Origin of the sequence: Caballeronia sp. LjRoot31, from assembly GCF_964253885.1 — a bacterium.
GTDB lineage: Bacteria > Pseudomonadota > Gammaproteobacteria > Burkholderiales > Burkholderiaceae > Caballeronia.
Genome location: NZ_CAXURX020000001.1, coordinates 1,760,371 through 1,785,867, shown reverse-complemented (window position 1 = coordinate 1,785,867; position 25,497 = coordinate 1,760,371). Strand labels below are relative to the sequence as shown.

Here is a 25,497-nt window from a genome sequence, read left to right as displayed (position 1 = left end):
AGGTTTCCTTCGTTACGTGAGCTATCCAGCCAAACGGTTGGTCATGTGGCCGGACAAAGTCGGATTATCGCCGGATAAGCGTCCCGTAGCCGACCGATAACTATTAGCAAACTACTCACTCCGTTTATTCGAGACTAGCGCCCACAGGCGCGCAAGGTCGGCAGAGCCATCGGCGCCCTTCACGGTGCCGAACACCTGCGCCGCGCGTGCCTTCTGTCCCGCGTAGTAATACGCTTCACCCAGACGCAGGCGAGCCGCATCTGGATGGGCAGCATCCTTGCCGACCGCGGCAGAGGTCGCACCAATCCCTTGCTGCGCCTGCCCCGCAAATACGAGGTTCAACGCACCATCTACCGGATCCACCGGCAGGTTGTTGGGGTCGTGCTGCCCCTGCAGACGCCGGACGACAAGCGCCTGCAAACGCTTCTCACGCTCGGCCTGTGCGTCGTGCCCGAGCACGCCCGACGCAAAACCTTGGTCGATCACCTGCTTCGCCTCGGCGGGTACCCCGGCGACGAGCGCGAGTTGGGTCATCTCCATGTACTGATCCACTGTCGTCAGCGTGCCGGTCGCGCGCCGCAGCCGGTAGATGTCAAGATCGAGCGATGCGAAATAGCCCGGCTTGCTGCGCACGGTATCGAACAACTGCTCCTGGTACGCGGGCTTCGGGTAGTACGCAACAAGTGCGGCCAGCGCCTCACCATGCGCGCTATCGTCCTTCGTTGTCTGTGCGCACTGCGCAAGCATCTGCAACTGCGACTCGGAGGGCGCGCGGCCACCCTTCAGCGCGCCGTCGACGCCCGGCTTCAGCGTCGCGACGACATTGACGCAGTCACCAGACAGGAAATACGACTGCTGCTGCAGTTCGCGCATCTGCGGATCCGTGCCGCCCGCCTTCTGGTAACGCTGCGCGGTGCGGATCGCTGCTGCGTAGTTCTTTTGCTGGAAGTAGATTCCGGCGAGCGCCGCCGAGAATTGCTGCGCGCTCGCGCTGTCGAGCGCGCCCGACGACAGCAGCGCTTCATAAGCCCCGGCAGCGACGCCGGTGTCTCCCGAGGCGATTGCCGCCGCGCCCTGCATCTCCTCGATCACGCGCGTCTCATAGGACGTCTTGCCCGGTATCGCTGCGGCCTGTGAAATCTTGCTGAGCGCACCGCGATAGTTGCGCGCGCGGTACAGGTTCTGCGCGTCGTTCAACGGTTTTGCTACTTCGGGACGCAGCGTGTCGGCCGAGTGAGAGACGACGGGCCACCCCGCCAGCGCAAAAAAAACACTGAGTGCTGCCGCTGCTGCGGCACGCCTCACGCTACGAAAAATCATTCGTGCCCCCACGTCCTTGCCTGACTGTAGTGATTGTCGCGCGTACCGCTCACGCGCGCTCATTGCATATATTGCTCGTTGCCGACCAGTCCGATCTTCGTCGCACCTTCGCGCTGCGCAGCGGCCAGCACAGCGGCCACATCCTTATACGGAGCAAGCTTGTTCGGCAAGAGGTGGATCTCCGGCTGGTCCGACTGCACCGCGACGTCGGCCATGTGCTTCTCCAGATCGGCACCGGCCGTAACCGGTGTGCCGTTCCACGTGATCGTCCCGTCGAAATCGATGTCGATCTGCACGACCGGCGGCGGCACAGCCTGCGGCGGTGGATTGCCGACCGGCAGGTTCATCTTCACCGAGTGCATCTGGATCGGAATCGTGATAATCAGCATGATCAGCAACACCAGCATCACGTCGATCAGGGGCGTCGTGTTGATGTCGACCATCACCTCCGGTTCGCCGCTGCCACCCGACGATACGTTCATTCCCATTCGGACTCCTAGCCGCCGCGCGCCGGCGGCTGAGTAATAAATGAAACCTTCGCGATCCCGGCACGCTCGCATGCGGTGACCACTCGCCCGATGAATTCGTAGCGCGTCGCCTGGTCCCCGCGTACGTGCACCTCAGGCTGCGGCAGCTTCACTGACGCCACCTTCAGCCGCGCGAGCAATGTCGGCGCATCGACCAGCTTCTCGTTCCAGAAGAAGTAACCGTCCTTGTTCACCGCAATCTCGATGCTGTCCGGCTTGGTCTGCAGCGGGTTCACCGTCTGACTCGGCAATTGCACCGGCACCGTGTGCGTGACGACCGGGATCGTGATCAGGAAGATGATCAGCAACACCAGCATCACGTCGACGAGAGGGGTCGTATTGATGGAGGCGATGACTTCGTCCTCGTCACCGTCCTGTGCAACGTTCATGGCCATGGCTTCTAGCTCCGCCTATGCTGGTTGCTTACTTCGCATTCGCGACCGCGCGCACCTGACGTTTCGTGCCCGACAGCAGTACCGTATGCAGTTGCGCGCCGAATGCACGTACACGCTCCATCACCGACTTGTTGCGACGCACGAGAAAGTTGTAGCCAAGCACCGCCGGCACCGCGACGGCAAGGCCGATCGCCGTCATGATCAGTGCCTCACCGACCGGGCCCGCTACCTTGTCGATCGACGCCTGGCCGGCGATGCCGATCGCGGTGAGCGCGTGATAGATTCCCCACACCGTGCCGAATAGCCCAACGAACGGCGCCGTCGAGCCCACCGTGCCAAGGAACGCGAGCCCGTCCTGCAGCCGGTTCGACACGCTGGTAATGGCCCGCTCGATGGACACGTCGATCCACGTGTTGCGATCCACCGCTTCGAGCAACGCTTCGTCGTGATGCGCGCCGGCCTCGATCCCCGTCTGGGCGATGAAACGAAACGGTGAGTTCGCGTCAAGCTGTTCCGCACCCTGCGCGAGCGATGGCGCACTCCACAGTTGCTCCTCGGCCGTTCTCGCGCGGCGGTTTGCACGCAGTTGCTCGAGGAACTTGGTGATCATGATGTACCAGCTTCCCATCGACATGATCACGAGCAGAATCAGCACGAAGCGCGCGACGAAGTCACCGTTCGCCCATAGCGCGCCGAGACCGTACGGATTCGTCACTTCGGTGCTCGCGGCCGCGAGCGGCGGCGGCACGGGTTGGTCGGCGGTCGGTGCCGTCTGCGGCGGCGCCGCGGCTTGGTCCGCGCCCGTCGCCGGTGCGTTGCTGGCGCCCGGTGCGCTCGTCTGAGCCAGGACGGCCTGCGGAGTAGCGAGGACACCAACGAGGACGCTGACGGCCGTGGCCGAGATCAGCAGGCTGGCCGCCGCGGCGGCAAAGGAACGCTTTTTCATACATGCTCCAGAGGGTGCATCCATCGATATCGAACGGGTTTGGATCAAGGCAGACTCGGACTGTGCAAGCAACACTCAGTTCAGCTTGAACGAGAACGGTACCTGTACGCGGACCGGCTGACCTTGCGAAATGCAGTTGAACTTCCTCACCGTACTGAAGGCTGCGCGGTCGAGGATCGGGTCGGCAGACTGCTCGACTTTCTCGTCGGTCACATGCCCCTGCGGGTCGACGACGAACGAGATCATCACGTCGCCCGTAATGTCGTTATCCTGCGCTTCCTGCGGATAACCCATCGAGCGGCGAACCTCATCCGAGTTCGGACACACGACACCAACGACGTGACTGACCGGCTTCGCAGGCGCCAGCGGCGCAACGGGCGCAGGGGGCGGTGGTGCCACCGGAGTCGGCAACGGCACGGACTGGTGGGTGATCGTCGGCGCAGGCGGAGGCGCGACCTGCACTTCAGGCGGCGGCACAAACGGCGGCGGTGGCGGCGCGAACTTCGGCGGCGGCAGTTGCACTGTCGGCATCGGCGGCGGAGGTGGCGGCTTCACTGGCTCGATGATCTTCGTCTCGATCGGCTTCTGAACAATCTGCACCACCTTGTTCGCAAGGCCGTTCATTAGCGCCCAGATGAAAAAGATATGCAGGAGCACGACCACGGCGATACCAGCGTAGCGGCGCACCGGATTCTGCTGGGGGCGCCCATACTCGGGTGGCCGCCCCGCCAACCGGATCGACCTGGAAATCACCTCTGACGACATACTTCACTCCGATAACTGTGACCTATACCGCTCACGACCGCCCTCCTGAAATCGCACAAAAACTTGGCCCCTTTTTTGGGCCGCACTACCCTGCTGCGCCTGAGCACAACGGGAAGCCGAGTCGAATACCGTCTCCGCGAAAGCGCAATGCAACGCTCTACGTTAATGAAATTCGGTATTTCAGTGAACCAAGAATTCCGTATTTGAATTCCTGTCGATACATGGGAAAGATCCCAGTGAATTTTGACCTCCGTGATCGCATGTTTTGTTCATGTCATGCCGGAGAACCGATACTCAGTAGTCTGGAACAGGACGTTTAAAAATTACGGATTCAGATAGTCTCAGTTGATCTACGACATTCACTCCCACCTTGATCTGGCCAAGCCGTTCGATTGATTCCGCAAGCTAGCCAATAGACTGACGCGGTTCCCCTGTGGCAGCGTCATCGCCGAATCCGGCGAGAAAGGAGATCGGCCGCCGGCGCGCCGCCCAAGCGAATCCGGCGCCGGCGGCGGCTTATGACCGCTAATCTCACTAATAGGTATAACGAAGGCCGACCATCACCTCCCGAGGAGGATTGAAGTCCGACGCATAGACTTTCGCGGACGGTAGATAGAATTTCTCGCCCACCGGATAACGCCTGTCGAACAGATTGTCGACCCACACCGAGGCGGTCCAGTGCCGATCCGGAAACGCATAATGAGCACTGAGATTGACGTAGAGCTGCGATGGAATGCGAAGCTGCGGGGTATTGGCCGCGTCGTCGAAGGTCTGCGTCAGGAAATTGACGTTGGCGTTCAAGTTGATCTTGCCGGGTATCGCGATCGGGACCGCATAATCGAGGCTGGCGCCGAGGCTGAAACGCGGGGCAAACGGCAGGCTATTTCCCGTGTAGTTAGCATTGGCGGCTCCGGTGGGGTTTTCAAACGAATCGAACCGGGAGTACGTATAGGCCGCCGATACGTTGAGCAGCATGCCCTTGATGGGCGCCACCGTTGCCTGCGCCTCCGCGCCCTCCGTCTTCGCCTTGGCGGCATTCGCAATCACGCTGCCAAGAATCAACTGTCCATTGATGATCGGGTTGGAGATCGACGCTTGATATCCGTTATAGACGTTGTAGAAAAGTGCGACGCTGGTCTGAAGGTGGTTTTCGAACAGTCGGGCCTTCGCGCCCAGTTCGTAGGTCGTAACGGTCTCGGGATTGACCGGCGCCGCCGCTATTGCATACGTGGCCGCGGAGCGGTTATATCCACCGTTCTTGTCCCCCTTTGTCCAACTGGCGTAGGTCATCAGGTCATCGGTCCATTGATACGTCAACGCCAGTTTGGGCGTCCACGCATTCCAGCTCGAACGCAGGTTGTTTGCAGAATAGGTCTGCGAGAGCGGCACGCCTTGCGGCGAATCGATATACCCGGCACTGTTGAAATGCTGGACCTCGTAGCTGTATCGCACACCGGCCGTCACCGCCAGCTTGCGGGTCAGGTTGTACGTGCCCTCGCCGTACAGACCGACACTTGACGTGTTGGTATCGCTTGCGATCCCGCTATAGTTGCCGTTCAACCAGCTTACCCGCGTGAAATCGAAAAGCTCGTGATAAAAGAAGACGCCGGTAGTGAAATTGAAGCGGTCGTATTTCCCCTGGAGCTGGAGTTCCTGAGTAAATTCCCGTTCGTGAATATCCTGCGAAAAACCATAATTATTGGATGGCGTTCCGTCCATCTCCCACGGAGAGGGATGATCGGAGAAGCCCCGCAGCGCGGTGATGGACTTGATAGAATAGTGATCGTTCAAACGATCGGTCACGTTCAGTGAGCCGCCACCCTGGTATCGTCTCAGTTGGGGATTGAACGCCGCATAGGTCGTATTGGGGCTTCCTCCCGGATAGTTGAGAGGAACGAGCGTCGGATTGTCCGAAAAATCGCGTGTTCCGTCTACCGAAAGCACGGCCTGCAAGTCCTTGGTCGGCGTGAAGCTCAACTTCCCGCGAAACTGATCAGTATCGATCGCATTGACATCTTTATGCAGATACGCGTTGTACAGGGTGCCGCTGTTCTGACGATGCGCATAGGCGAAACTACCCGCCAGCACGCCCGGGATGATCGGACCGGACACATACTCGTGCGTCTGAAAGTTCCCGTCCGTACCCCCCAGCATGTCTACTGATGCCTCGGTCTGGTCGTTCGAAGTCCGCGTCGTTATCTTGAGCGCCCCCGCACTGGTGTTCTCGCCGTACAAGGTTCCCTGCGGGCCACGCAGCACCTGTATGCTCTCCACATCGGGCAGGTCGAACAAGCCGGTGCCGAAGGTACGTGGGATGTAGACATCGTCCACGTACGTACCAACCGCGCTCGGCACGCCGGGGTCGGTCGTGCCGATGCCGCGGATAAATACCGACTGCATGTTGTAGGTGGCGCCCGGCGCCGAGAGACCCGGTGTGGTCCCGGCAAGATCGGCTATCTGCTGGATCTTTTGTTCCTGGATCCGCCGTGACGCGATCTGCGTGACGGCCACCGGGGTTTTCAGCTCAGAGGTACTACGTCGCTCCGCCGTGACTATGACGTCGGGAAGCACTGCGGAAGAAGCGCCGCCCTCCGTCTGAGAAACGACTGGTGCTGGTGGGTTCCCGGCAGCATCGCTTGCCGTGGCCGGAACCGGTGCGGCGATTTGCTGAGCGTGTGCCAACGGCGTAATCACCGACGAAGACAAAACACCATAACCCATCATCTGCCAAAACCGCAGCCCCGTACGCAGACCATGGCGGCGCATACTTTGCGCTTGTTGCGCATGCCGTTTGCTGCGCTGCCATCCCCTCAACCCACTTTTGTTTTTCATCGTCATTTCCGTTATATATAAAGCATTCCTAAATATATGGTAGTGGAGTAAATGGTTTGTTCAACCGCAATACCCCAACACTGGTCCAACGTGTTCCTGCTGGTGTTCCGGTCTCGTCCTGCTCAGGACACAGTCACGGCGTCCTCGATCAGGGAAAGGATCGTCGAACGGGTCCGCTCCCGCGCCGCCACGTCGCTTGGCTTCACGTTTTCGATGATCCCCGCCACTTGTCCTGGCTTGCCGAGCACGATGATCCGGTCGCCCACTGCAAGCGCCTCATCTATCGAGTGTGTAATCTGCAACACAGTCTTGCTCCGTTGCCTGGCAATCTGGCGAAATTCACCGCGCAAGGCTGCGGCCGTCACCTCATCCAGGTTGCCGAACGCTTCGTCCGCCAGCAACAGCACCGGGTCGCTGACCAGTGCACGCGCCATCGCCGCGCGCTGTCTCATACCGCCGGAGAGTTCATATGGATACGCATGCAGAAAGTCCCCCAGGCCGATTCGGACGAGCCATTCGACAGGGGAAATGTCCAACGAGCTTTCGTCGATGCCGAGTATCTCAAGCGGCAAACGCACGTTGTCCAGCACCGAGCGCCAGGGAAGCATGCGGTCGCCCTGGAACACACACCCAATCTGGCCCTTCAGTTTTCCAAAATCCTTCCACGGATCGACGCCCAGCACACGAACCGTGCCGCTGGTTGCAGAGTCGAGCCCGAGGATTAGATTGACTGAGGTGGACTTTCCACAACCGGAACGTCCCAGCACACAGACGTATTCCCCGTATTGCACGTCAAACGACAAGTCGGAAATCGCAGTTACAACTCGGGATTTTCGGGTGAACTGCTTGTTCACGCTTTCAAACCGGATAGCTGGATGTCTCATGATCTGCGTCCCATTACCTGCCGCCAGTTCACGAGGCGGCGCTCGATCATGGACAGCACCCAATCGATCAACAGCACGAATACCGCCAGCACGACGGTCCATGCCATCACCACATCCATCCGGAACTGCTCCTGTGCATTACGCAGGAAATAGCCGATGCCACTGTCGCCCGCCAGCAATTCGGTCGTGATCGCCACCGGAGTGCCAATCCCGAAATTGACCCGCAACCCGATCAGCAGCGAGGGCAGCATGCCCGGTAAAATAAGTTTGCGAGCCATCTGCCAAGGCGTGGGCCGCCACGCCTTTACCATTGCCCACAAGTCGTGTGGCACGGCGCGCACGCCGTCGCGTGCCTGGAAGAAGAAGCTGGGTATAGTCGTAACCATCACGATGAAGACCACCCGGAAGTCCATGTCCCGAAACCACAGTACGGAGAAAATAACCCAGCAAATTCCCGGTACTCCCTGCTTCAGCCTGATGATCGGCAACAGCGAACGCTCAACCCGTTCATTCAGCCCCGCCGCCGCGCCGAACAGGGAGCCGATAGAGAACGCAAGCATCACTGACATGATGATGCGTGCAAATGTGGCCCAGATCGTCTGATAGGATTCCGGGCGAGACAACAGCTTGCCAACGCCGATCGCAACTCGTCCGATCGATGGAAACAGGAAGGGGGGTAGAAAATGGGCCGCCACTTCCCAAGCGATCGCCGCGCCGCCCAACATCAGGATGCCTTCCCAATTCACACGACGCACCAGCACCTCGACGAGTTCCAGCGGTGCACGTCCCTTTGGCCGGGGTATGAACGCCTCCCTCGAGACATCGCTCGCTGTTTCTTTTCGCGTCGCCACGACTTCAGACATCAGGATTACCTCGTGAATTGGTTCTGCAGAATTAGGGCTGAAAATTTGCCACGTATCGATCGATCTCGGCGTCGGTCAAGGGGCGCTCGAGCACGTCATCGGTCACCATCAGTTGCTGGGAGAGCACCTTGATCGCACCCTTGTAGGCTCCGATCGGCCTCACGTCCAGGATCTCCGGATAATGCGCGAGCACATAGGTCACCGCCGCCCGATCCATCTTCGTGCTGTCACTGACGATGGTGGCGGCATCGTCGGGATGCGCGCGCGCGAAATCAGCCGCGTCCTGGGTCGCCGCATACAGCCGCTTCACGAGATCGAGATTCGCGGGCACGGCCAGCCAGTCCCGCCACGCGCCGAGCGCGATACTTGGAATGCCCGGACTATGGGAATAGGCCTGCCATTTGGCCTGATCGAAGATCGAGATCACGTGATAGCGACTCGTCTGGGTCTGCACCGACGCAATTTCGACCGGCGCCGGAAAGATCGCGTCCAGCCTGCCCATCGCGAACTCGGCGACTTCAGTGGCGCTCTCGGTCGAATGGATTTTCACGGTGGAGAGGTCCAGGCCGCTCTGCTTCAGCAGAAACGACGTCACCGACCAGTTTCCGGTTCCGGTCGCCGCGCCAAGCGTCTTGCCCCGCAGGTCTGCGACTGTCCTGATCGAGGGATCGGAGACCGCGACGAGATTCGTGAACTTGAACACATTGAACACCATCGAGATGTCGGCGCCCTGTTCGACGAACTGTGTAAAGGTCTGCGGCGCCACGCAGAAGCAGACCTTGTCCACCCCATGCGCGAAATCGACGTAGGCGACCTGCCCGACCTTGGGCGTCACCTCGAGACGAAAGCCGTGCAGGATGTCCAGGTGATTTTTCTTGATGATGGCGGGTAGCCACGTGCTGTATGACGGTGGCGCAAAAACCGTGATTCGCAGTGTCGGCAGCGCACCGGCGGCAGGCGGCGCGACGGCAGCACCATCGGCCGGTACCGCGAGTGCCACGGCGCCGCGCGCCAGCGCCACGAGCCCGGCGACAACCATCCACAAGCGCATCCGTGAGAATAAGACCATTAGGGTCAACCGTATAAAAGAAGTCAGGAAGCCGCGTGCGCGGTCTCAGCGGCGGGAACCCGGGTAACGTCGTGGTGCGCGTCCGAGGCGACACCCTCGCGGCTGGAAGGCTGCTCTGGATCGAACCAGAACGTATGCGCATACCCGAGTCGGGCCAGTTTCGTCGCAGCGATCCGTACGGCGCGGCCGTGGCCGGCCAGCACGATCGGAGTTGCACTGTCCTCCGGCAGTCCGGCCGGTGCCCCACCTTCGGGATCGATCCGGCGCGCCCCGCGCAGCGGCTCCGGCAACGGCGTTTCAATTGTGCCGGCCTGCAGCACAGACAGCGGGTTCCCGGACGCATCGCCGGCCTGGACGTCGCGCAACCAGACGCGCTGCACCCCGATTTCGCCCGGATCGATCGTTCCCGCCCGGGCAACCACCACGTCGCTCTCCGGTGAAGCGAACCGCGGCGCGCCGCGATGTTCGGGCGTATCGGTTCCGATGCGGTAGAAGTGCAAGTGGATGCCCACCTCGCCGCCGCGGGTGCCGATCGTGTGATACGTATCGTGAGGAATGTAGAGCGCCTTACTGGGCACCACCGATACTTCCCCGACCTTGCCGAGCTGCCCCCGGCCCTCGACCTGCCCGTCGTCGGTTCGCCGGTAGAGCACGTTGTGCTCGTTGCCCCGCACGCCGGCGATGATTGCCCAGTAGGGGTGTTGATGAGGCGAGTTTCCGCCATGTTCGTTCGTGCTCACCTGCACGTACAGCGCGTTGCGGTGGTCCGCGTCCTCCGCCAGACGATAGAAGCCGCTGCGCTGCGCATATAAATAGGGAAACTGCGCAACCGGAAACAGCTCGGTCCGGGCGGCCAGTGCGAGCAGTGCTGCCCGCCCGGCTTCAATCTGCGCGTCGTCGTGATTGTCGTCGCCGAGCTCCGCGGCTTTGATACGCGCGATCGCCTCGCGCACGGCATTGGTTCGTTCAAGAATGAGCGACATGCTTTTCTTCCGATGTCTGGAGATGAAGAGGGTTGTTGGCTTCAGTGCTTCCGGTGCTTCCCACATTCGCGGGCGCGGCGCTCCGGTTGAACCGGCGCAGCGGCGCAAGCGCTGGGGAATAATGATCAAGATCTAGAAGCGGGAACAGCAGCTCCTTGACGCGCTTCGCCTCCTCCACCAGTGGCCAGCCTGCAAGAATGAATACATCGATACCGAGATCGCGCTGCAGCTCGCGCATTCTTTCGGCCACGTTCTTCGCACTGCCGACGAAGTAGCCACCCCAGCCCTGGTCGAACAGGTCCAGCGCCCCCCAGGCGTTCACCCCCGACCAGATATTCGGCGCGGATTCCAGCGAGCGGACCGGTGGTAGTTTCCCAGCGCGCAGCGCGTCGATTCTTGATTGAATCAGCGAGTCGTCGCTTTCCAACGAGTCGAAGCCCTTCGTGTCCCGGGCGCCGAACGCGACGTTGTAGCGCCCGAGGTTAAGGCGTCGCTCAATCTGACTGACGATGTGTGCCGCGCCGGTCTGCTCCATCACCCACTCCGCGTGCTCCCACGCTTCGGCCTCGGTTTCCCGGACGATGATGTTGGCGAGCGTACCGACCTTCAGCGTGCGGCCGTGAGTTGTTGCCACCTCCCTCGCAGCCGCGATCTGTGCGCCCAGTCTGTCCGGCCGGTGCAGATAGGTCAGGTAGGTATCGAGCACCTGTCCGGCGTGCCGAATGCCTGCTGGTGATGCACCCGACCCCCAGACTGGCGTGTGGGGATTCTGCACGAGCGGCCCTTCCCCCTTGGTCGACACGAGCGGGACGGGAGGCGGGTCACCTATCTGGAAATGCCGTCCTTCATGAGCGCCAACTTCACCCGAGTAGAGCTGCTTGAACAGCGTCCAGTACTCGGCGCTCAGTTCGTAGCGCTCGTCGCTGCCTACACGGATACCGTACTGAGGCAGTATCTTGTCCGTCCCGTTCACTTGGTTGAACAGCAGTCGGCCACCCGACAGTTCGTCGAACACCTGGGCCTGCTGTGCCAGAATCGCCGGCGAGTAGGAACCCGGATAAATAGGAATCAAAAACCGCATCTGCTTCGTGACCGGTATCAGCGTCGCCGTCTCGACGAACGGGTTCCGTCCGACCGTCAATGCGCCGAAATAGCCCAACTGGTCAATCGTCTTCGCCAGCTCAACCACCTGATCGAAATGCGCTGGGCGCGCGCCTTCGGGCTTCCACGGAAACGGGCCATCGTTTGGATTGATGTACCAGAGGACCTGCATCGGATGACTCATAAGTAGTCCATATCGAATATCGCAAGCAAGTAAATCGGAAAAAACGTGTGACCGTCAGCCACCGACGGGAGCCGAAGCATGCCGGATCGCCACGGACTCGGCGGACGAGGTAATTTGTTTCGCCGGGGCCGTGGGCCGTAAGTCCGGTAGTGACGTGTCCAGTTCGAGCAGAGGCAGCAGCAGCGACGCGATCCGCTCCGCCTCCTCGGTCAACGGCCAGCCAGCCAGAATGAATACGTCGATGCCGATGTCGCGCTGCAACGCCTTCATGCGTGCTGCGACGTTCTCCGCACTTCCCACCAGATAGGCGCCCCATCCCTTGTCGAGGATGTCGACGGCGGACCACGAGGCCGGTCCCGACCAGATATTCGGCGCGGACTCCAGTTCACGGACGTCTGGCAGCCGGCCGGCGCGCAGCGCGTCGATGCGCCGTTGGATGAGTGGATCGTCGCTCTGCAGACCGGCAAATCCACCCGCGTCGAATTCCCGATGCCGGAGCCTTGCATCGATCTGCTTCACAATCGTTTCGGCACCTGTTTGCTCGAGCAGCCAGCGTGCGTGATCCCACGCTTCCTCTTCGGTTTCGCGGACGATGATGTTCGCCAGCGTCCCCGCCCGCAGCGTCCTGCCAAACGATGCCGCCACTTCGCGCGCGGCGGCGATCTGTCTACCGAGTTTCGCGGGATCGTGCAAATAGGTCAGATAGGTATCCAGCACCTCGCCTGCATGCCGTATCCCGCCGGGCGATGCGCCCGATCCCCAGACCGGTGTATGCGGATACTGGACGAGCCTCGGCTTGCCTTCGGTCAGGGTGCGCGCGTGCGGAGGTGCACCGAACTTGAAGAATTTGCCGTCGTATTCCGCAATTTCTCCTGCATAGAGCTGCTTGAATACTTTCCAGTATTCGGCACTGATCTTGTAGCGTCCGGCACCAGACTCATAGATGCCGAATTGCGGCAGGATCGAGTCCGTGCCGTTCACCTGGTTGAACAGCAGCCGCCCGCCCGACAGTTCGTCAAATGTCTGGGCTTGCTTGACTAGCAACGCCGGCGGGTAGACGCCCGGATAGATCGGAATCAGAAAACGCATGCGTTCGGTCAAAGGCACAAGCGTCGCGGTCTCGATGAACGGACTCTCGCCGACTGTCAACGCGCCATAGAAGCCGAGCCGGTCCACGGTCTTGGCGAGATGGACGACTCGGTTGTGATCGGGTTCAAACGCACCCTCGGGCTTCCAGGGATACGGACCGTCGTTGTGGCGGAGATACCAGAGGATCTGCATCGGGTTAGCCATGTCGCGTCTCCCTGTTCAGGCTGCAGCGGCGGCGATACCACGATCGGCCGCCCACTGACGCCTCGCCACTTCGAGCGGCGCTGGCGCAAGCCATGCGTCGACATCGATCTCCCGCTCGATTACACCAATGCGGCGCAAGAATGCCACCTGGGAGCGCAACGCAGCGATCTTGGCCGATGCGAAGTCCAGCTCGAAATTGCGGCCGACCTGATCGCCATACGCCTGATGCACGAGGTACTCCGGCACGAACTGTTCATTGGCGATATGACGCACCAGCGCCGCCGGGTTACGGCGCGCCTCGTCCTCCACATCGAGCGTGCGATAGAGCACCCTCGAAACGAGTTCCGGGTGCGCGTCTAACAGATCCGCCTTGACCGCAAACACGAGGGGTGTACTGAGGTTTGCGCGTTCCGAGTCGTCGTCCACCCAGTCCAGGTCGAACACGACGTCGAGCCCAAGCAGATATTCATATTGCAGCGACGATGCACCGATCCCACCGCCCGACGTGATGACGTCAACCTCGCCGCCAATCAATGGCAACACCGATTCGCTCCATTGGCCAGCCTTGTGCTTCGCACGGAACGCCGCAGGACCGCTGGCTGCGCTGCCCTTGACGTCGGGAGTGCGCCGGTCGACGATGAACGGGCGATTCACCTCACGCTCAACCAGTTGCACGTCGCCGAGCGTGAGGCCTGCTGATCGTAATGCCACGTCGTAGAAACGCAGCGTGTTGGCCCAGGTATGGTCGAGCTGTTCGTGCGACCGCCGCGGTACCAAAAGCCGTTTCCCTTTCAGATCCGCAGGTCCACTGATGCCTGATCCGGGCAAGGCGAGTAGCGTCTGGGCACCCCGAAGGAATGACAGTCCGAGCACGCGCGTGTTCGCGCCGTTAGCCTGCGCCCAGATCGCCGGATAGTTGCTGCCGTGCCGGAACAGGTTCTCATGCGCATGGGTGAAATGCGACTGCAGCACAACGGGGTCACTCGAATCCTGCAACGCGGTGAGCGTTGCCGCGCCATCCGCGAATTCTTCATCGAACAACCCGCGCTGTACCGCGATACCGAAGCTCGTCGGCACGCCGCATCGCGTGTACCACAACGCAATCGGCGATGTCTTTTCGCCGGTCGCAGCCGGGCTGCCCGGATGTCGCTCCACCACTTCGCTCATTTTTCGCCCCATCTCGCAAAGCCAGTTCCACTGGCGGGTCCATAGAATCGAATCGGCCGAAACGCTTCGATTGGCTGTGTCACGTTTGGCGTGACCCTTTATACTAGAAACACCAACTGGCGCACCGTGATATGCTCTATAGCGTTAATAAGTTACCTCTATAAAGCAGACGACAGTATAGAATGGCACTAATGGGTCCATAACACTAAATTCGGATATGGTTATTCGTACACGGTGAAAGGAGCAAGAATGCAATCGAGCACTGCCGAGCTGGATGAAGCAGAAGATCTGAATATCGGGGAGTCGCCGGAGACGTTTGTCGACCGGCTGAAGATGGCTATTACGCTGGTTGGGAACGCCAGCGCGCTCGCGAAGCGAGCGAATATCTCGCAAAGTGGTCTCCAGCGTTATCTCAATGGCGGGGAGCCGACCCGGAAAGTCCTGATCGCCCTGGCGGAGGCGGCCAACGTAAGCTTGCTATGGCTGATGACCGGCGAGGGCTTGTTAAGCGACAAGCCGGCGACACCTACGACCCTGACCCGGCTGCCCCTGTTTAACGCCAACGACGTGCCCAGGAAGGAAGGGTTGCTAGCGCTTAACGGCAAACTGTCGGGACTGGCGTTCTGTCGGGCATGGCTCGGTCAGCACGGGCTGGACGCCAAGGAGCTCTCTGCGCTCTATGTCTGCGGAAACAGCATGGAACCGACAATTCGCAATGGAGATACGATCCTCATGGACCAGGCTCAGGTCGAAATATCCGACGGCGACTTATTTGTGATCAAGGATTCGGGAGCCCTGATGATCAAGCGGATGCAGCGCCAGTTGGGCAACAGGGTACGAATGCTCAGCGACAACCCGAACTATGACGTGAGCGAAGCGTCAACCAGCGAAATTGAAGTCGTTGGGAAGATTGTGTGGAGAGGCAGTTTGCTTTAATCCCGGCATGCCAAGCATGAGCGAATGAAGGACCGGAAAAAGATCGTTCGAGCAAGTATTGGCACATCAACGCGCGGGTATCACTCATCCACGCGGGAGCCACGTCTGATGCGGTCATGGTTGTAGCAACGGGGATGTATCAAGTAAGGCCGCGGCCGTCAATCGACGGCCGCGGGCGCGTACTGGCTCAAAGATCGCGAAGCGACTGGTCTATCTGGCACAGCGGGGCGCGACACCTTCCCGCTGCCGCCCCCCGCTGTCGACTCGTGCCGTTGTCGGCTGTTCGCCGGATGCTGAGGCGTATTCCGTCTGCGTTTGTTGATACAGTCATCCGCTCGCTGACGAATAACGGCACCGAACATGTTGATGTCGGGCAGTCGGTCGTTCTAGCCTTTCTTCCTGTAAGCAGCATGACTTTGTAATAACCAGTCGATCAACTGGATGCCAAAACCTCCCTAAGCACTGCTTTGCCGTAGCTATTCCCGCGACGAGCGCCAGAGTCCCGACGTTCTCCAAGACGCCCTAGCGCCTGCAGCCATGTGTGAGATTGGGTATAACAGTCAGAGTGCAGTTGGAAATCAGCTCGCCATCCTATCGCCACCGAACAAGGTATGGCCACCTCTGTCAGTCGACACTTCCCAACGCTTCGAGTATCGGCGCAAGCGTCCTCACGCTGATCTGGAAGTTCGCACCTCGCCCGAGCGATGTTTCCAGCGCAAGCCATTATCCAGCTACGACCGCGAAGCCGCAGAGATCACGCCAGAACCGCAAGCTTATGTTTAAATCCGCGACCAGCAATTCAGGCATCAGCCTCGCCGGTATGAACGATGGTTGCAAAGTACCCGGCTTCATGATGTAAGGTGTCCACGTGCGCGTTGCCGCGAAAAAAGCCGGACATGCAGGGCATCAAGACGTGCCAGCAAGACTGCACCACACGACTGATGACGATTGTTTGAATGCATTGACAGCACAGCCGCCGGTTGCCCAGATCTGAACCGGAGCTAAAAACTAAGCCCTTCGTGTCAACAACGCAAGATCTCGAACACTTGCCAATGAAACATCGTAGCCGCTGAGAACACCAGTCAGGCGACGCGTAACGGGAAAAGTCGCGACACTCCTGATTTGTTCAGGTAAACGATCGACTTGTACGGGGTAGTTCATTTTCGCCCCGGCGAAATGCTATTTCCCCGTCCGCCCTATTCACCATTTCTCCCCCCTTGAGCGAGTGCACATAGGATGTCGCGCATGGTCGCAGTTGAAACGTCAAAATGGTACGCCAAATAAATAGGGTTGTGGTTGCGGCCAATCTGCATGCGACCAAGAGGGGTAATCTGCCTAAGTTTCATGGACTGTCCTATGACTGCGGCTCGATCTGAACGACGGCAATCGCGTGCCGAGCCCGATCCAAGCCACTTATGAACCTATCAGTTCCGGAGTCGTTCAATACAAGTTCATCTGAAATCCGGCATGCATACCTGCGGGTCGTCGCACTGATCCACCCCGCACGATATGGCAGCGCCAGCGTTCAATCCCCCGCGGCATCGATCAAACCCAGCTCGACGCTGTTCAGGCTGACCTACGCGATCCGTGCAAAGAACCGTATGAGGTTCGCGCTAAGCGGCACGACAGCCGCCCAGGTGTCAAGCGTCTTGCCTGCAATGAAGCGCGTGCGGGGCAACAGCGCGACCAACAAAATGATAAATGGGAATCGCACGAAACATATTGATGACGATCGACAACGTTCTCTTCAAGCGGGCCTTCGAGACGCAGAAGCGGGATCATGTGATCGCCGATCGCGCGATGACCTGCGCATTCCAGCGCGATCTGCGGTCTTTGCGGCAGCTCATCAACGGTGCCCGCCACCGCCGTCACGGGGTCCACGCGTCGCTGCACCGTCTCTACGCTGCGCGGCGATGTGATAATCTGGCCGATGGCAATATCAGGATCGTCAACGAACGCGTCGAACACAGTCGAGTCTATTGCGCCGAAGCCGATCAGCGTAACGGGCGCGCGGCGCCTCACACCCGGCATGTCTGCAGGCGCTTGAGTATCCATTGAAAGCTAGTCAGAAGAAATGATGCATGCCGATGCGCAGGGCCGCCTGGTTGGCGCTGGACGACGGTACGAGCAGGGGGATGGCAGCATTGCCTGAGCCGTTCGCGTGCTGCCACACGAGCTGCGCATAGACCGTGGTCCGCACCGAAAGCTTGTACATATCGCCGACACCCACCTCCGCATACCGTGTATCAGTCAGCCATGACAGATACCCGCCGACGTTGACGGTGTTTGCTACAGTGGTATGGAAATCAGCGCCCGCCTCGACCGTACGCATGCGACCCGAAGCAGTGTCCGTTCCCAAGTTCACCTGGGTCAGCATGCCATGCAGGTCTACTTTCTGGCCGATCGAATAGAACGCGGACAGGCCGCTGATGCGCTGTGTCCTCGCAGTAAAAACAGCCCCAGTCGCGAGCGATTGTCCGAGGAAACTCGAATAGCCGAGCTTCGACCCAACATCGATCGCGTGATTACGCCAACTGCTATACACGGCCGACGCGCGGAACGGACCATTCCTGTACGACACGTCGGCGGAAAACACATGCCCCGGTTGCGTGGCCGTGTCATCCAGGCCGTAAATAGCGCTCGCGGTCAGTCCACCGATTTCCGGTGTCGTATAACGCAGCGAATTGTTGATCGAATCGCCCATGATTCCGATGTTGTCGAGATTCGCCGGGTGGAACAGATAGAACGTGTACTGAATACTGCCGTTCGAATTGAGCCGCAGCGCCTCGGTCGTCAGGTCAAGTTGCCGACCCATCGTGAACGTACCGTACTGCGGTGAAGACAAGCCCACGTACGCAAAATGGCTGAACGCCTCATTAGCGATCGTTCCGGAGCCGGTATTGGAGAGAAACCCGTCCTGCAACGCAAACACTGCTTTCAGATGGTTCCCGAGATCCTCGCTACCGCGCAAGCCGAAGAAATCGGGCACAGCAACTGGACCCGCGAGCGCCGTGCCACTGCCTTTGGCATTCGTGTTGTACGTCACCCCCTCGTCGATACTGCCATACAACGTCACGCTGCTTTGCGCATGGGCGCCAGCCGCAAACCACGCCATCGCGGCAGCACTGAATATTTTTCTTTTTATCATTAGTTATCCTATTTATCTAATATATGAAAAGACCTGACCGGCTTCTAGATAAGCCGGCCCGCGCCGTGGTTCCGAATTCTTACTCGTGCTTAAGCCTCAGTCCTCGCGCTCGGAGCAACGGCAGCACGTGCGCTGCGAAGAAATCCAGTTCGGGCGCGTAATCGTAGAAGCCAATCTGCGCGCCGTCGATGCCCGCTTCATGCAGTTTCTGCAGCGCGTCGGCCACGTCGTTGGGGTCGCCGATAATCTGGATGTGACCGCCGAGAATCCGGTCGGCCGGCACGTGTTCCTTCCATCCTTGCGCGTCGCCGCCCGAGTGACGCGCGCTGTACGCCCGAACCGACTCATAGTCGGCCTGCGCCAGGATTGCGTCGCGATACGCGAACGCCTCTTGCCGCGTCGGCTTGCAAATGACGAGGGGGAAAATGATAACTTTTGGCGAGCGCCCTGTGTCGGCATACGGTGCGCGAATCCGCTTCACATGCTCTGGTAGCGCCTCGATCGCACGCTCGAACACCGCCCCGGCCGGACTCGACGTGAACACCACGTCCGAATGCCGGGCTGCGTACTCGAAACCGGCCTGCGACGCGCTCGCCGACACCATGATCGGGCGGCCGTAGCGCGGCCGCGGCGACACGTATGCGTTTTCGAGTTGATAGAAGCGACCTTCATGGGTGACGTTTTCGCTGCCCTCCCACAAGGTCTCCATCACCGATGCGAACTCGTCCGCACGCTCATAGCGCTCGTCATGCGCGATCCGCTTCATCCCGAACATCAGCGGTTCGGCCGCATCGTAACCTGTCACGATATTCAGGCCGAACTTGCCGCCTGAAATGTGATCGGCGGTCGCCGCGAAGCGTGCGAGATGCAGCGGATGCCAGCTGCCATAAAGGATGTGTACTGTCGAGATCGTGATAATGCGCCTAGTCAACGCACTCAACGCGACGGTCGACATAAATGGATCGAGGAAGTTTTCCCGGTAACGTGAAGCACCACCGAAACCGCCCTTCGGCACCCATTGCTGCAGGCCGAACACGAAGTCGAAACCGTGCGATTCCGCTTTCAGCACCAAGGCACGGTTGTAGTCGAAGGTCCAGTCCGTGCCGCGCGGATAGGTCGATTGGGAAAAACCGCCGGTCTGCGTCGGCAGGAACAGGCCGAGCATCAGCGGCTCACGGCCGGCCTTCGACAGAGGGCTGTCCGGAAAATCGAGCGGGCCTTGCAGCGCCGGCGCGCGGGGTGTTGATTGTGCTTCTAGTTCTGTTGACATGACTCTTGCACCACGGGAAGAAAAGGATTTGCGGATGTCGGTCAGTCCGGCAGGCCGCGGCCGCGCGTTTCCGGCAGAAATAGCATTGCGACGACCCCGAGCAGGTAGATCGGAGCAAACCAGACGGCGACCTTGCCGAAGCCACCGAGCGCCGCGGCGAGTGTGCCGGCGGTGATGGCACCTGCCATCGCCAGATAGCGGGCACCGGAGAACACAATGCTGATAGCCGTGGCGCGGATTCGCGTCGGGAACAGTTCCGGCGTGTGGATTGCATACCAGCTATACAGGCCACCTGTGAAGAAGCCCGCGACCAATTGCGCGAGTGTCACAGCCTGCGCGGAACCGAGACCGGCGAACACTACCGGCACGATCAGCAGCGATCCGAGCAGGTAGACAATCGTTGTCGGGCGGCGTCCCCAGCTCTCCGCCAGGAAGCCCATCGCAATGCAGCCGACGATCTCGCCCAGGTTGTACAATGCGCCCGCCCATCCTGCCAGCGAAGCTGCGGTGCGCGGATCGTGTGCGAGGCTGCCGACGAAGGTCGGCAGAAAGGACGTCACCGCCCACCAGCCGCCAGTAATCGATATGGACACCGCGAGCGCGGCGACCAGATGCCTGCGGACCGCGGGCGTGGCAAAGAGCGCGAACGGTTTCGCGTCGTGTTGAGCCTTGCTCCATCGGGTCGACTCGGGAATGTGCCGGTACACGGCGAGGATAATTACAAGCGGCACGACCCCGAAGAGGTACATCCAGCGCCACGACAACCCGAGCGTCGAACCGATCAGCACCCACAAGCCGGATACAAGCAATCCACCGACCGAAAAACCGGCCTGCAGCAGCCCGGCTCCGCGCGTACGCCACTTCTCCGGCCACACTTCCTGCAGCAGCGACGTGCCGACGCCCCATTCCGCACCGATGCCCACACCCGTGATGAAACGCGCAAGCGCCAGCCATTCCCATGACGAAGCCAAAGCCGATGCGGTGGTCGCTATGCTATAGAGAGCGACGCCGAGAATCATCGTCCTCCGGCGGCCGATCCGGTCGCCCATCACGCCGCCAAGCACGCCACCCGTGGCCCAGCCCGCCAACGTGATCGTCACCAGGTATCCGAGATATCTCGCAAATGCATGGCCCACCTCTGGACGCAGCAATTCCGCCAGCGCGGGCCGCCCCGTCACGAGCAACACGAAGGTGTCATAGCCGTCCGCAATCCAGAATGTCGTGACGATTGCCAGTACGCCCCAGGCCTCTCGTGTAATCGAGGCCTGTGATGATGGGGAAACTTTTTTAACGGACTGGTTCGTGTACATATTCTTATATGGATTACTAATCTGTTAATGGAATATGAGTTTCGCAGATCACCAGGTCCACCAGCAACGTGCGAAATGCCTGCTCTAGAAAGCGATCAGGTTGTCCCTGAACCGCTCATGCTCGTAATGCGTACGCACCACGCCAAGACGCTGCAACGCGGGCACGAGGCCATCGGTGATCTCGGCGATGTAGCGCCGCGTTAGGTCCGGGTCCATCAGCAGGAAGCCGTCGCCGCCGACTTCATCGACGATTTCCGACAGCCGCGCGGCCACGTCCGACGCGGTACCGACCAGATTGACATCCGAGAGCATCTTGCCGCTGCCGCTAATCTCGCGCAGCGTACGGCCCGTGTACTGCGCGACGAGCGTCTGGTGGCCATTCGACTTTAGCTCCGGCAACGGCTCATCCAGATCGAACTTCGAGAAGTCGATCCCGCTCGTGCGCGACAGCGACGCGAGATGCGCGTCCAAGTGCCGCTCAGTGTCATCGAGCTGCGCGCGGCGGCGCAGCTCGGCGCTCTCTCGCGACCCGTCGACGATCGGCGTAATCAGGAACAACACCTTGATGCTGTCCGGGTCGCGCCCCGCCTCGCGTGCCTTCGCCCGGATGTCCTCGCGAAACGCCTTCATTGAGGCCACGCTGCGCGCGGTGCCAATGACCGTTTCGGCCCAGCGGGCTGCGAACTGGCGGCCACGCGGGGAACCACCGGCCTGGCAGATCACCGGTCGCCCCTGCGGCGAGCGCGGCGCACCGAGCGGTCCGCGCGAGCGGAAATATTTGCCCTCGAAGTAGACCGGCCGGACCTTTGACGAATCGGCGAAAATCTCGTTTTCCTGGTCCATCACGACCGCGTCCTCATCCCACGACTCCCAGAGCCGCGTGACGAGATCGGCATATTCGTCGGCCATCTCGTAGCGCTCATCGTGCGGATACTGACGCTCGAGCCCGAAATTCTGCGCACCGCCATCGTTGCTACCCGTCACGAGATTCCAACCGGCGCGGCCAAGGCTCACGTGGTCCAGCGTGTTCGTCAGGCGCGCGAGTTGGAACGGGTGATATTCAGTGGTCGAAAGCGTCGTCACGACGCCGAGGCGGCGCGTCGCCTGAATCAGGAACGACGCGAGCACGGCCGGATCGAGCTTCGGCGAATCGACCGCATAGCGCAGATAGGTATCGTGCGAATTGCCGTACGTGTAAGGGATGTTCGATGAATCCTCGATCATCACGTAGTCGAATGCGGCGCGCTCCAGCGCGCGCGAAAGATCGACGAACAGGTCGGGCGAAGTCCATCCCTTCGGGTTCGGGCCGCCCCACGGCAGCCGCCATGCTTTCGGGCCGTAGCCGCGGGAGATGAACCATGCGAGGTGAAACGGTTTGCGTGCCATGATTGCTTCAGGTCAGGTCAGGTCAGGTCAGATCGGGCTGCGAGGTTGCAGAGGGTTTACGGGTATGCCTGGACCGCGACCGAAATCGGGCCGCCGCGCCGAACTGTGTTGTAGATCACGCAGCCACTGGTGAAGTGGTTGATCAGTTGCTGTGCCTCAGCCTGCGTGACGCCATATACGGCGACATCGATATGCACGCGCTCAAAGCGGGTCCGGTCTTCCGCATCGCGCACTGAGTCGACCGCCGCCGTGGCGTGCTTCACCGTCAGGTTCAATTCGCGGGCGGCCTTCTCGACGCTGCCGAGCGCGCACACGCCCAGCGCCGATAGCAGCAGTTCTGAGGGTTCTGTCGCGACTGTGTCGCCATCGCGCGCCGACGGTGAATCCGACGCGAAGAGGTTGCCGCGACTCTCTACCAGATAGCGTCCCGTGACACCGATGGTGGTCGTCGTTGCACTGCGTTGCTCGCTCATGAGTAGACATCCTTCCAAGATCAAAGAGGGGTTTCCGTGGCGAAATTAGATATGACCACGTCCGTTTATTCCAGTAACATATTCAGATATGTTTATCTCATAAAAATATGTTCACCAGCTCAGAGACTACCCACAATGGACCGTCGCGAACTGACCCGTACGACGAGACTCGCGGTAGACTGCCGTTCCCGGCGCGCTCTCAACGGCGGTAAGTCCCGTCCAGCGGGCCTTTCGGCCGGCACCGAGATTTGGCCACGACAATGGATTGATTGAATGACCGCTACAAAAAGCGCGCTTGAGAACCTGGATTCCGACACCGGCCAGCTGGCTGAGGCCGACTGGTTAGCCCGTTATGTTCAGACTGACGGCGGCGGCAATCTGGTCAACAGCATCCGGGATCTGATCCAGTCTGGACGGCTGCAGACCGGCGCACGCCTGCCGACCGTGCGCATACTGGGCTCCCTTCTAGGCGTCAGCCCGGCGACGGTCGCCGGTGCCTGGTCCCGGCTGCGTGAACTCGGTCTGATCGAAACGCGCCGCCGCGGTGGGACGGTCGTGACGGACCTCGGCGCACGGGTCGCTGTGCGCCCAGAGGCTCGCGACGAACAATCGTGGGATTTGGCGCAGGGCCTCATCGATTACTCGCTGCTGCCCGATCTCGGCCAGGCGTTGCTGGCCGGGTTGCAGGAATCGTCGGTTCATCGCGCGTCGAAAGAACACGCGATCCCAAGCCTGGTGGCCGCAGTGAGCCCGACGTGGCCGTTTCAGCCGGAAGCATGGAGTACTGCAGGAAGCGGCACCGAAGGTACACTGCTCGCAATCCAGGCAGCGGCCGGCGAACGAAGCGTCATCGCCATCGAGTCGCCGACCAGCCCCCGGCTGCTGGATATCTGTGCGGCGCTCGGGCTTGAGCTGATTGCCGTTGCATGCGACGAAAGCGGTCCCACGCCCGAGTCACTGCGCGAAGCCCTGACACGGCAACCGGCAGCATTCGTCTATCAGCCGCGCGCACAGGTGCCGCTTGGCCATGCGGTCAACGCGGCGCGATTGAGTGAATTGGCTCTGGAATTGAAGCGCAGCCCGGACACCCAGATCGTCGAGGACGATTTCATCGGTATGCTCTCTCAAGCCACGGCGCCAAGCATGGGGGTGCTTCTTCAGGACCGGACACTGTTGGTGCGCGGGTATTGCAACACATACGGAATCGATCTTCGCACCTGCGTGATCGGCGGTTCGTCCAGACTCGTGGATCGGGTTCGACGCCTGCGCAGCTTCGGCGCCGCGATGAACAGCAGGATTCTCCAGGGCGCGCTCGCATGGCTACTGCGCGACGAGCGAACTGGTACCGCCGTCGCCAACGCCCGGCAACGCTACGCCGCGCGCCGCCAGAACCTTCTCATGCTGCTGCGGGCACGAGGATTGACTGTGCAGGGTAACGACGGCCTGAACCTGTGGGTATCGGTGGCTCGCGAAGAAGCAGCAATCGTCTCACTGGCCGCACATGGCATTTCGGTTGGAAGTGGAAGCCGCTGCCATGTAGGTCAAAAGACAGGTGAATTCCTCCGCCTGTCCACTGCCCGCTTACCCGACGATATCAAAGCACTTGAACAGATCGCAGACCGGTTTGATGAGATATAGGGCAGTCCGACGGTCAAGACCCTACCCAATTAGCAGCGCTTATTGCCGCGAGGTTCGCCCTGCGTTTTGCCCGATGAATCATGTGGACCGCAAACCCGCCCCGTGTGGTGCATGTTAAAATTGGTCACCTTTCCGTCACATTGGCGACAATGCCCTGCGATTCATGCAAGCAACTACTCACGCAGGAAGGAACTGCCCCGCCCCACTCCGCGCTTACGCCCATCGGCACCCCCGGGAAGCTGCGACCGATGCTGCGCCGACCTGTTCTTATTAGCCGGTACCGCTGCTGTACATGCGAGGCAAACTGGATCCACGAGGTCGACTCAGAGCCCACCGGCAACAGGCATTGGATCTGTCTGGGCGGTGCTACCAGTATTCTCGAACCCGACCAATTGCGGAGCCTGACCTCCGAGGTCGCCTCCGACGCCGGGCACCTCAGCGCTCACTGAAGATATCAAGGTTCCATGGATCCATAGCGGAATCCTCAATCGCTTCGATCAGGAAGTGCCCGGCGTGACCCTCGAATTCCTTCCATTGAATACGCCGACCCAGATCGCCGCACTTGTCGACGACTGCGTCGATGGTGGGTTCGTCTATCTGCTGAACGGGACATCCGATATCTGGTCGGCGAATGCCGCAACGCAGGACTCGTTCTTGACGTCGTGCCGGAAGTGACGACGGAAACACCAATCCTTTCCCTTGTTTCGACCGGCATCGGTGCGGCCAATCGTGCGCGGCCACCGGCCCTCGTGCGACTGCTCAATTTGGCCGATCGCGCTGCCGATGGTGTTCATGCACCGGCAACAGAACGCGAACCTGGCGCTCGCGCGGCTTGCGGAACGACGTCGCCAACTTGCCGATACCTCTCCCGACCGACCGGTCCCCCTTTCTATTACCAGCATGATGTCGATCCGTCCTGCGAGCTGATGTCGACCCGCCAGTATCCGCCAACGAAAGCGACGAATGCCACGCAGACGGCCACACAGCACGCACATGCGACCACCTCT

Annotated in this window: 22 protein-coding genes and 1 pseudogene; 4 read left to right on the top strand and 19 right to left on the bottom strand. The window is 60.5% G+C overall.

Features of this window, described 5'->3' with window-relative positions; genetic code table 11:
• Positions 1 to 111: 111 nt before the first annotated feature.
• The 13 genes from ACSQ8V_RS07900 to ACSQ8V_RS07840 all read right to left on the bottom strand — a co-directional run bounded on the left by ACSQ8V_RS07900 (position 112) and on the right by ACSQ8V_RS07840 (position 14,329).
• The gene (locus ACSQ8V_RS07900; protein WP_436205383.1) at positions 112 to 1,320 is read right to left on the bottom strand and encodes a tetratricopeptide repeat protein; all 1,209 of its coding nucleotides are present in this window, start codon (positions 1,318 to 1,320) and stop codon (positions 112 to 114) included.
• A 59-nt stretch (positions 1,321 to 1,379) separates the two neighbouring features.
• Positions 1,380 to 1,808 carry an ExbD/TolR family protein gene (locus ACSQ8V_RS07895; protein ID WP_436205382.1) on the bottom strand — a complete coding sequence of 143 codons (429 nt, stop codon included), beginning with the start codon at positions 1,806 to 1,808 and terminating at the stop codon, positions 1,380 to 1,382.
• Positions 1,809 to 1,816: 8 nt separating this feature from the next.
• Positions 1,817 to 2,242, bottom strand: coding sequence for an ExbD/TolR family protein (locus ACSQ8V_RS07890; protein WP_436205381.1), 426 nt, complete (start codon positions 2,240 to 2,242; stop codon positions 1,817 to 1,819).
• 28 nt (positions 2,243 to 2,270) lie between these two features.
• On the bottom strand, positions 2,271 to 3,188 hold the full coding sequence (locus ACSQ8V_RS07885; protein ID WP_436181495.1) for a MotA/TolQ/ExbB proton channel family protein: 918 nt from the start codon (positions 3,186 to 3,188) through the stop codon (positions 2,271 to 2,273).
• A 75-nt stretch (positions 3,189 to 3,263) separates the two neighbouring features.
• Entirely contained in the window at positions 3,264 to 3,953 is a 690-nt protein-coding gene (locus ACSQ8V_RS07880; protein ID WP_436181494.1) for an energy transducer TonB, read from the bottom strand.
• Between the two features lie 534 nt (positions 3,954 to 4,487).
• Positions 4,488 to 6,785 (bottom strand): TonB-dependent receptor, encoded by a 2,298-nt coding sequence (locus ACSQ8V_RS07875; RefSeq protein WP_436205380.1) that lies wholly within the window; start codon positions 6,783 to 6,785, stop codon positions 4,488 to 4,490.
• Between the two features lie 122 nt (positions 6,786 to 6,907).
• A complete protein-coding gene (locus tag ACSQ8V_RS07870) occupies positions 6,908 to 7,669 on the bottom strand; it encodes an ABC transporter ATP-binding protein (RefSeq protein WP_436181492.1) in 762 nt (253 codons plus the stop codon).
• Positions 7,666 to 8,532: an ABC transporter permease gene (locus ACSQ8V_RS07865; RefSeq protein WP_436181491.1), complete on the bottom strand. Its 867-nt coding sequence runs from the start codon at positions 8,530 to 8,532 to the stop codon at positions 7,666 to 7,668. Before ACSQ8V_RS07865 ends, ACSQ8V_RS07870 begins: the two co-directional genes overlap by 4 nt.
• A 31-nt stretch (positions 8,533 to 8,563) precedes the next feature.
• A complete protein-coding gene (locus tag ACSQ8V_RS07860) occupies positions 8,564 to 9,601 on the bottom strand; it encodes an ABC transporter substrate-binding protein (protein WP_436205379.1) in 1,038 nt (345 codons plus the stop codon).
• Positions 9,602 to 9,624: 23 nt separating this feature from the next.
• A complete protein-coding gene (locus tag ACSQ8V_RS07855; protein ID WP_436205378.1) occupies positions 9,625 to 10,584 on the bottom strand; it encodes a hypothetical protein in 960 nt (319 codons plus the stop codon).
• On the bottom strand, positions 10,568 to 11,869 hold the full coding sequence (locus ACSQ8V_RS07850) for an LLM class flavin-dependent oxidoreductase (protein WP_436205377.1): 1,302 nt from the start codon (positions 11,867 to 11,869) through the stop codon (positions 10,568 to 10,570). The genes ACSQ8V_RS07855 and ACSQ8V_RS07850 overlap by 17 nt, the downstream gene beginning before the upstream one ends.
• Before the next feature lie 54 nt (positions 11,870 to 11,923).
• Positions 11,924 to 13,162 (bottom strand): LLM class flavin-dependent oxidoreductase, encoded by a 1,239-nt coding sequence (locus ACSQ8V_RS07845; RefSeq protein ID WP_436205376.1) that lies wholly within the window; start codon positions 13,160 to 13,162, stop codon positions 11,924 to 11,926.
• A 15-nt stretch (positions 13,163 to 13,177) separates the two neighbouring features.
• The gene (locus ACSQ8V_RS07840) at positions 13,178 to 14,329 is read right to left on the bottom strand and encodes an ABC transporter substrate-binding protein (RefSeq protein WP_436181486.1); all 1,152 of its coding nucleotides are present in this window, start codon (positions 14,327 to 14,329) and stop codon (positions 13,178 to 13,180) included.
• Between the two features lie 249 nt (positions 14,330 to 14,578).
• Here ACSQ8V_RS07840 and ACSQ8V_RS07835 point away from each other — a divergent pair, with 249 nt between their 5' ends.
• Positions 14,579 to 15,265, top strand: a complete 687-nt coding sequence (locus ACSQ8V_RS07835; protein WP_436181485.1) for an XRE family transcriptional regulator — start codon at positions 14,579 to 14,581, stop codon at positions 15,263 to 15,265.
• A 1,579-nt stretch (positions 15,266 to 16,844) separates the two neighbouring features.
• Here ACSQ8V_RS07835 and ACSQ8V_RS07830 read toward each other — a convergent pair.
• A pseudogene (locus ACSQ8V_RS07830) lies at positions 16,845 to 17,025 on the bottom strand (ABC transporter permease); the annotation flags it as partial.
• Here ACSQ8V_RS07830 and ACSQ8V_RS07825 point away from each other — a divergent pair.
• Positions 16,991 to 17,323 carry a hypothetical protein gene (locus tag ACSQ8V_RS07825; protein ID WP_436183225.1) on the top strand — a complete coding sequence of 111 codons (333 nt, stop codon included), beginning with the start codon at positions 16,991 to 16,993 and terminating at the stop codon, positions 17,321 to 17,323. The pseudogene ACSQ8V_RS07830 and the gene ACSQ8V_RS07825 overlap by 35 nt on opposite strands.
• 7 nt (positions 17,324 to 17,330) lie before the next feature.
• Here the strand turns inward: ACSQ8V_RS07825 and ACSQ8V_RS07820 are convergent, their stop codons facing one another.
• From ACSQ8V_RS07820 to ACSQ8V_RS07800, 5 genes are all read right to left on the bottom strand, one after another.
• Positions 17,331 to 18,413 carry a porin gene (locus ACSQ8V_RS07820; protein ID WP_436205375.1) on the bottom strand — a complete coding sequence of 361 codons (1,083 nt, stop codon included), beginning with the start codon at positions 18,411 to 18,413 and terminating at the stop codon, positions 17,331 to 17,333.
• 79 nt (positions 18,414 to 18,492) lie between these two features.
• Positions 18,493 to 19,683: an LLM class flavin-dependent oxidoreductase gene (locus tag ACSQ8V_RS07815; RefSeq protein ID WP_436205374.1), complete on the bottom strand. Its 1,191-nt coding sequence runs from the start codon at positions 19,681 to 19,683 to the stop codon at positions 18,493 to 18,495.
• Between the two features lie 41 nt (positions 19,684 to 19,724).
• Positions 19,725 to 20,993 carry an MFS transporter gene (locus ACSQ8V_RS07810; RefSeq protein WP_436205373.1) on the bottom strand — a complete coding sequence of 423 codons (1,269 nt, stop codon included), beginning with the start codon at positions 20,991 to 20,993 and terminating at the stop codon, positions 19,725 to 19,727.
• Between the two features lie 84 nt (positions 20,994 to 21,077).
• The gene (locus ACSQ8V_RS07805) at positions 21,078 to 22,379 is read right to left on the bottom strand and encodes an NtaA/DmoA family FMN-dependent monooxygenase (RefSeq protein ID WP_436181481.1); all 1,302 of its coding nucleotides are present in this window, start codon (positions 22,377 to 22,379) and stop codon (positions 21,078 to 21,080) included.
• A gap of 56 nt (positions 22,380 to 22,435) precedes the next feature.
• Positions 22,436 to 22,852 carry an OsmC family protein gene (locus ACSQ8V_RS07800; RefSeq protein WP_436205372.1) on the bottom strand — a complete coding sequence of 139 codons (417 nt, stop codon included), beginning with the start codon at positions 22,850 to 22,852 and terminating at the stop codon, positions 22,436 to 22,438.
• 273 nt (positions 22,853 to 23,125) lie between these two features.
• On the opposite strand from ACSQ8V_RS07800, the gene ACSQ8V_RS07795 reads away from it, so the two are divergent.
• Positions 23,126 to 24,490 (top strand): aminotransferase class I/II-fold pyridoxal phosphate-dependent enzyme, encoded by a 1,365-nt coding sequence (locus ACSQ8V_RS07795; RefSeq protein ID WP_436181479.1) that lies wholly within the window; start codon positions 23,126 to 23,128, stop codon positions 24,488 to 24,490.
• A 513-nt stretch (positions 24,491 to 25,003) separates the two neighbouring features.
• Positions 25,004 to 25,165 (top strand): hypothetical protein, encoded by a 162-nt coding sequence (locus ACSQ8V_RS07790; protein WP_436181478.1) that lies wholly within the window; start codon positions 25,004 to 25,006, stop codon positions 25,163 to 25,165.
• Positions 25,166 to 25,497 lie beyond the last annotated feature (332 nt).

Excerpts from the sequence above, each read along its gene's own strand:
- ACSQ8V_RS07890 (WP_436205381.1), bottom strand. The coding sequence starts at position 2,242 with ATGGCCATGAACGTTGCACAGGACGGTGACGAGGACGAAGTCATCGCC.
- ACSQ8V_RS07850 (WP_436205377.1), bottom strand. The coding sequence starts at position 11,869 with ATGAGTCATCCGATGCAGGTCCTCTGGTACATCAATCCAAACGATGGC.
- ACSQ8V_RS07800 (WP_436205372.1), bottom strand. The coding sequence starts at position 22,852 with ATGAGCGAGCAACGCAGTGCAACGACGACCACCATCGGTGTCACGGGA.
- ACSQ8V_RS07865 (WP_436181491.1), bottom strand. The coding sequence starts at position 8,532 with ATGTCTGAAGTCGTGGCGACGCGAAAAGAAACAGCGAGCGATGTCTCG.
- ACSQ8V_RS07825 (WP_436183225.1), top strand. The coding sequence starts at position 16,991 with ATGACGATCGACAACGTTCTCTTCAAGCGGGCCTTCGAGACGCAGAAG.
- ACSQ8V_RS07805 (WP_436181481.1), bottom strand. The coding sequence starts at position 22,379 with ATGGCACGCAAACCGTTTCACCTCGCATGGTTCATCTCCCGCGGCTAC.
- ACSQ8V_RS07880 (WP_436181494.1), bottom strand. The coding sequence starts at position 3,953 with ATGTCGTCAGAGGTGATTTCCAGGTCGATCCGGTTGGCGGGGCGGCCA.
- ACSQ8V_RS07895 (WP_436205382.1), bottom strand. The coding sequence starts at position 1,808 with ATGGGAATGAACGTATCGTCGGGTGGCAGCGGCGAACCGGAGGTGATG.
- ACSQ8V_RS07900 (WP_436205383.1), bottom strand. The coding sequence starts at position 1,320 with ATGATTTTTCGTAGCGTGAGGCGTGCCGCAGCAGCGGCAGCACTCAGT.
- ACSQ8V_RS07845 (WP_436205376.1), bottom strand. The coding sequence starts at position 13,162 with ATGGCTAACCCGATGCAGATCCTCTGGTATCTCCGCCACAACGACGGT.
- ACSQ8V_RS07820 (WP_436205375.1), bottom strand. The coding sequence starts at position 18,413 with ATGATAAAAAGAAAAATATTCAGTGCTGCCGCGATGGCGTGGTTTGCG.
- ACSQ8V_RS07815 (WP_436205374.1), bottom strand. The coding sequence starts at position 19,683 with ATGTCAACAGAACTAGAAGCACAATCAACACCCCGCGCGCCGGCGCTG.
- ACSQ8V_RS07855 (WP_436205378.1), bottom strand. The coding sequence starts at position 10,584 with ATGTCGCTCATTCTTGAACGAACCAATGCCGTGCGCGAGGCGATCGCG.
- ACSQ8V_RS07885 (WP_436181495.1), bottom strand. The coding sequence starts at position 3,188 with ATGAAAAAGCGTTCCTTTGCCGCCGCGGCGGCCAGCCTGCTGATCTCG.
- ACSQ8V_RS07835 (WP_436181485.1), top strand. The coding sequence starts at position 14,579 with ATGCAATCGAGCACTGCCGAGCTGGATGAAGCAGAAGATCTGAATATC.
- ACSQ8V_RS07810 (WP_436205373.1), bottom strand. The coding sequence starts at position 20,993 with ATGTACACGAACCAGTCCGTTAAAAAAGTTTCCCCATCATCACAGGCC.
- ACSQ8V_RS07860 (WP_436205379.1), bottom strand. The coding sequence starts at position 9,601 with ATGGTCTTATTCTCACGGATGCGCTTGTGGATGGTTGTCGCCGGGCTC.
- ACSQ8V_RS07870 (WP_436181492.1), bottom strand. The coding sequence starts at position 7,669 with ATGAGACATCCAGCTATCCGGTTTGAAAGCGTGAACAAGCAGTTCACC.
- ACSQ8V_RS07875 (WP_436205380.1), bottom strand. The coding sequence starts at position 6,785 with ATGAAAAACAAAAGTGGGTTGAGGGGATGGCAGCGCAGCAAACGGCAT.
- ACSQ8V_RS07840 (WP_436181486.1), bottom strand. The coding sequence starts at position 14,329 with ATGAGCGAAGTGGTGGAGCGACATCCGGGCAGCCCGGCTGCGACCGGC.
- ACSQ8V_RS07795 (WP_436181479.1), top strand. The coding sequence starts at position 23,126 with ATGACCGCTACAAAAAGCGCGCTTGAGAACCTGGATTCCGACACCGGC.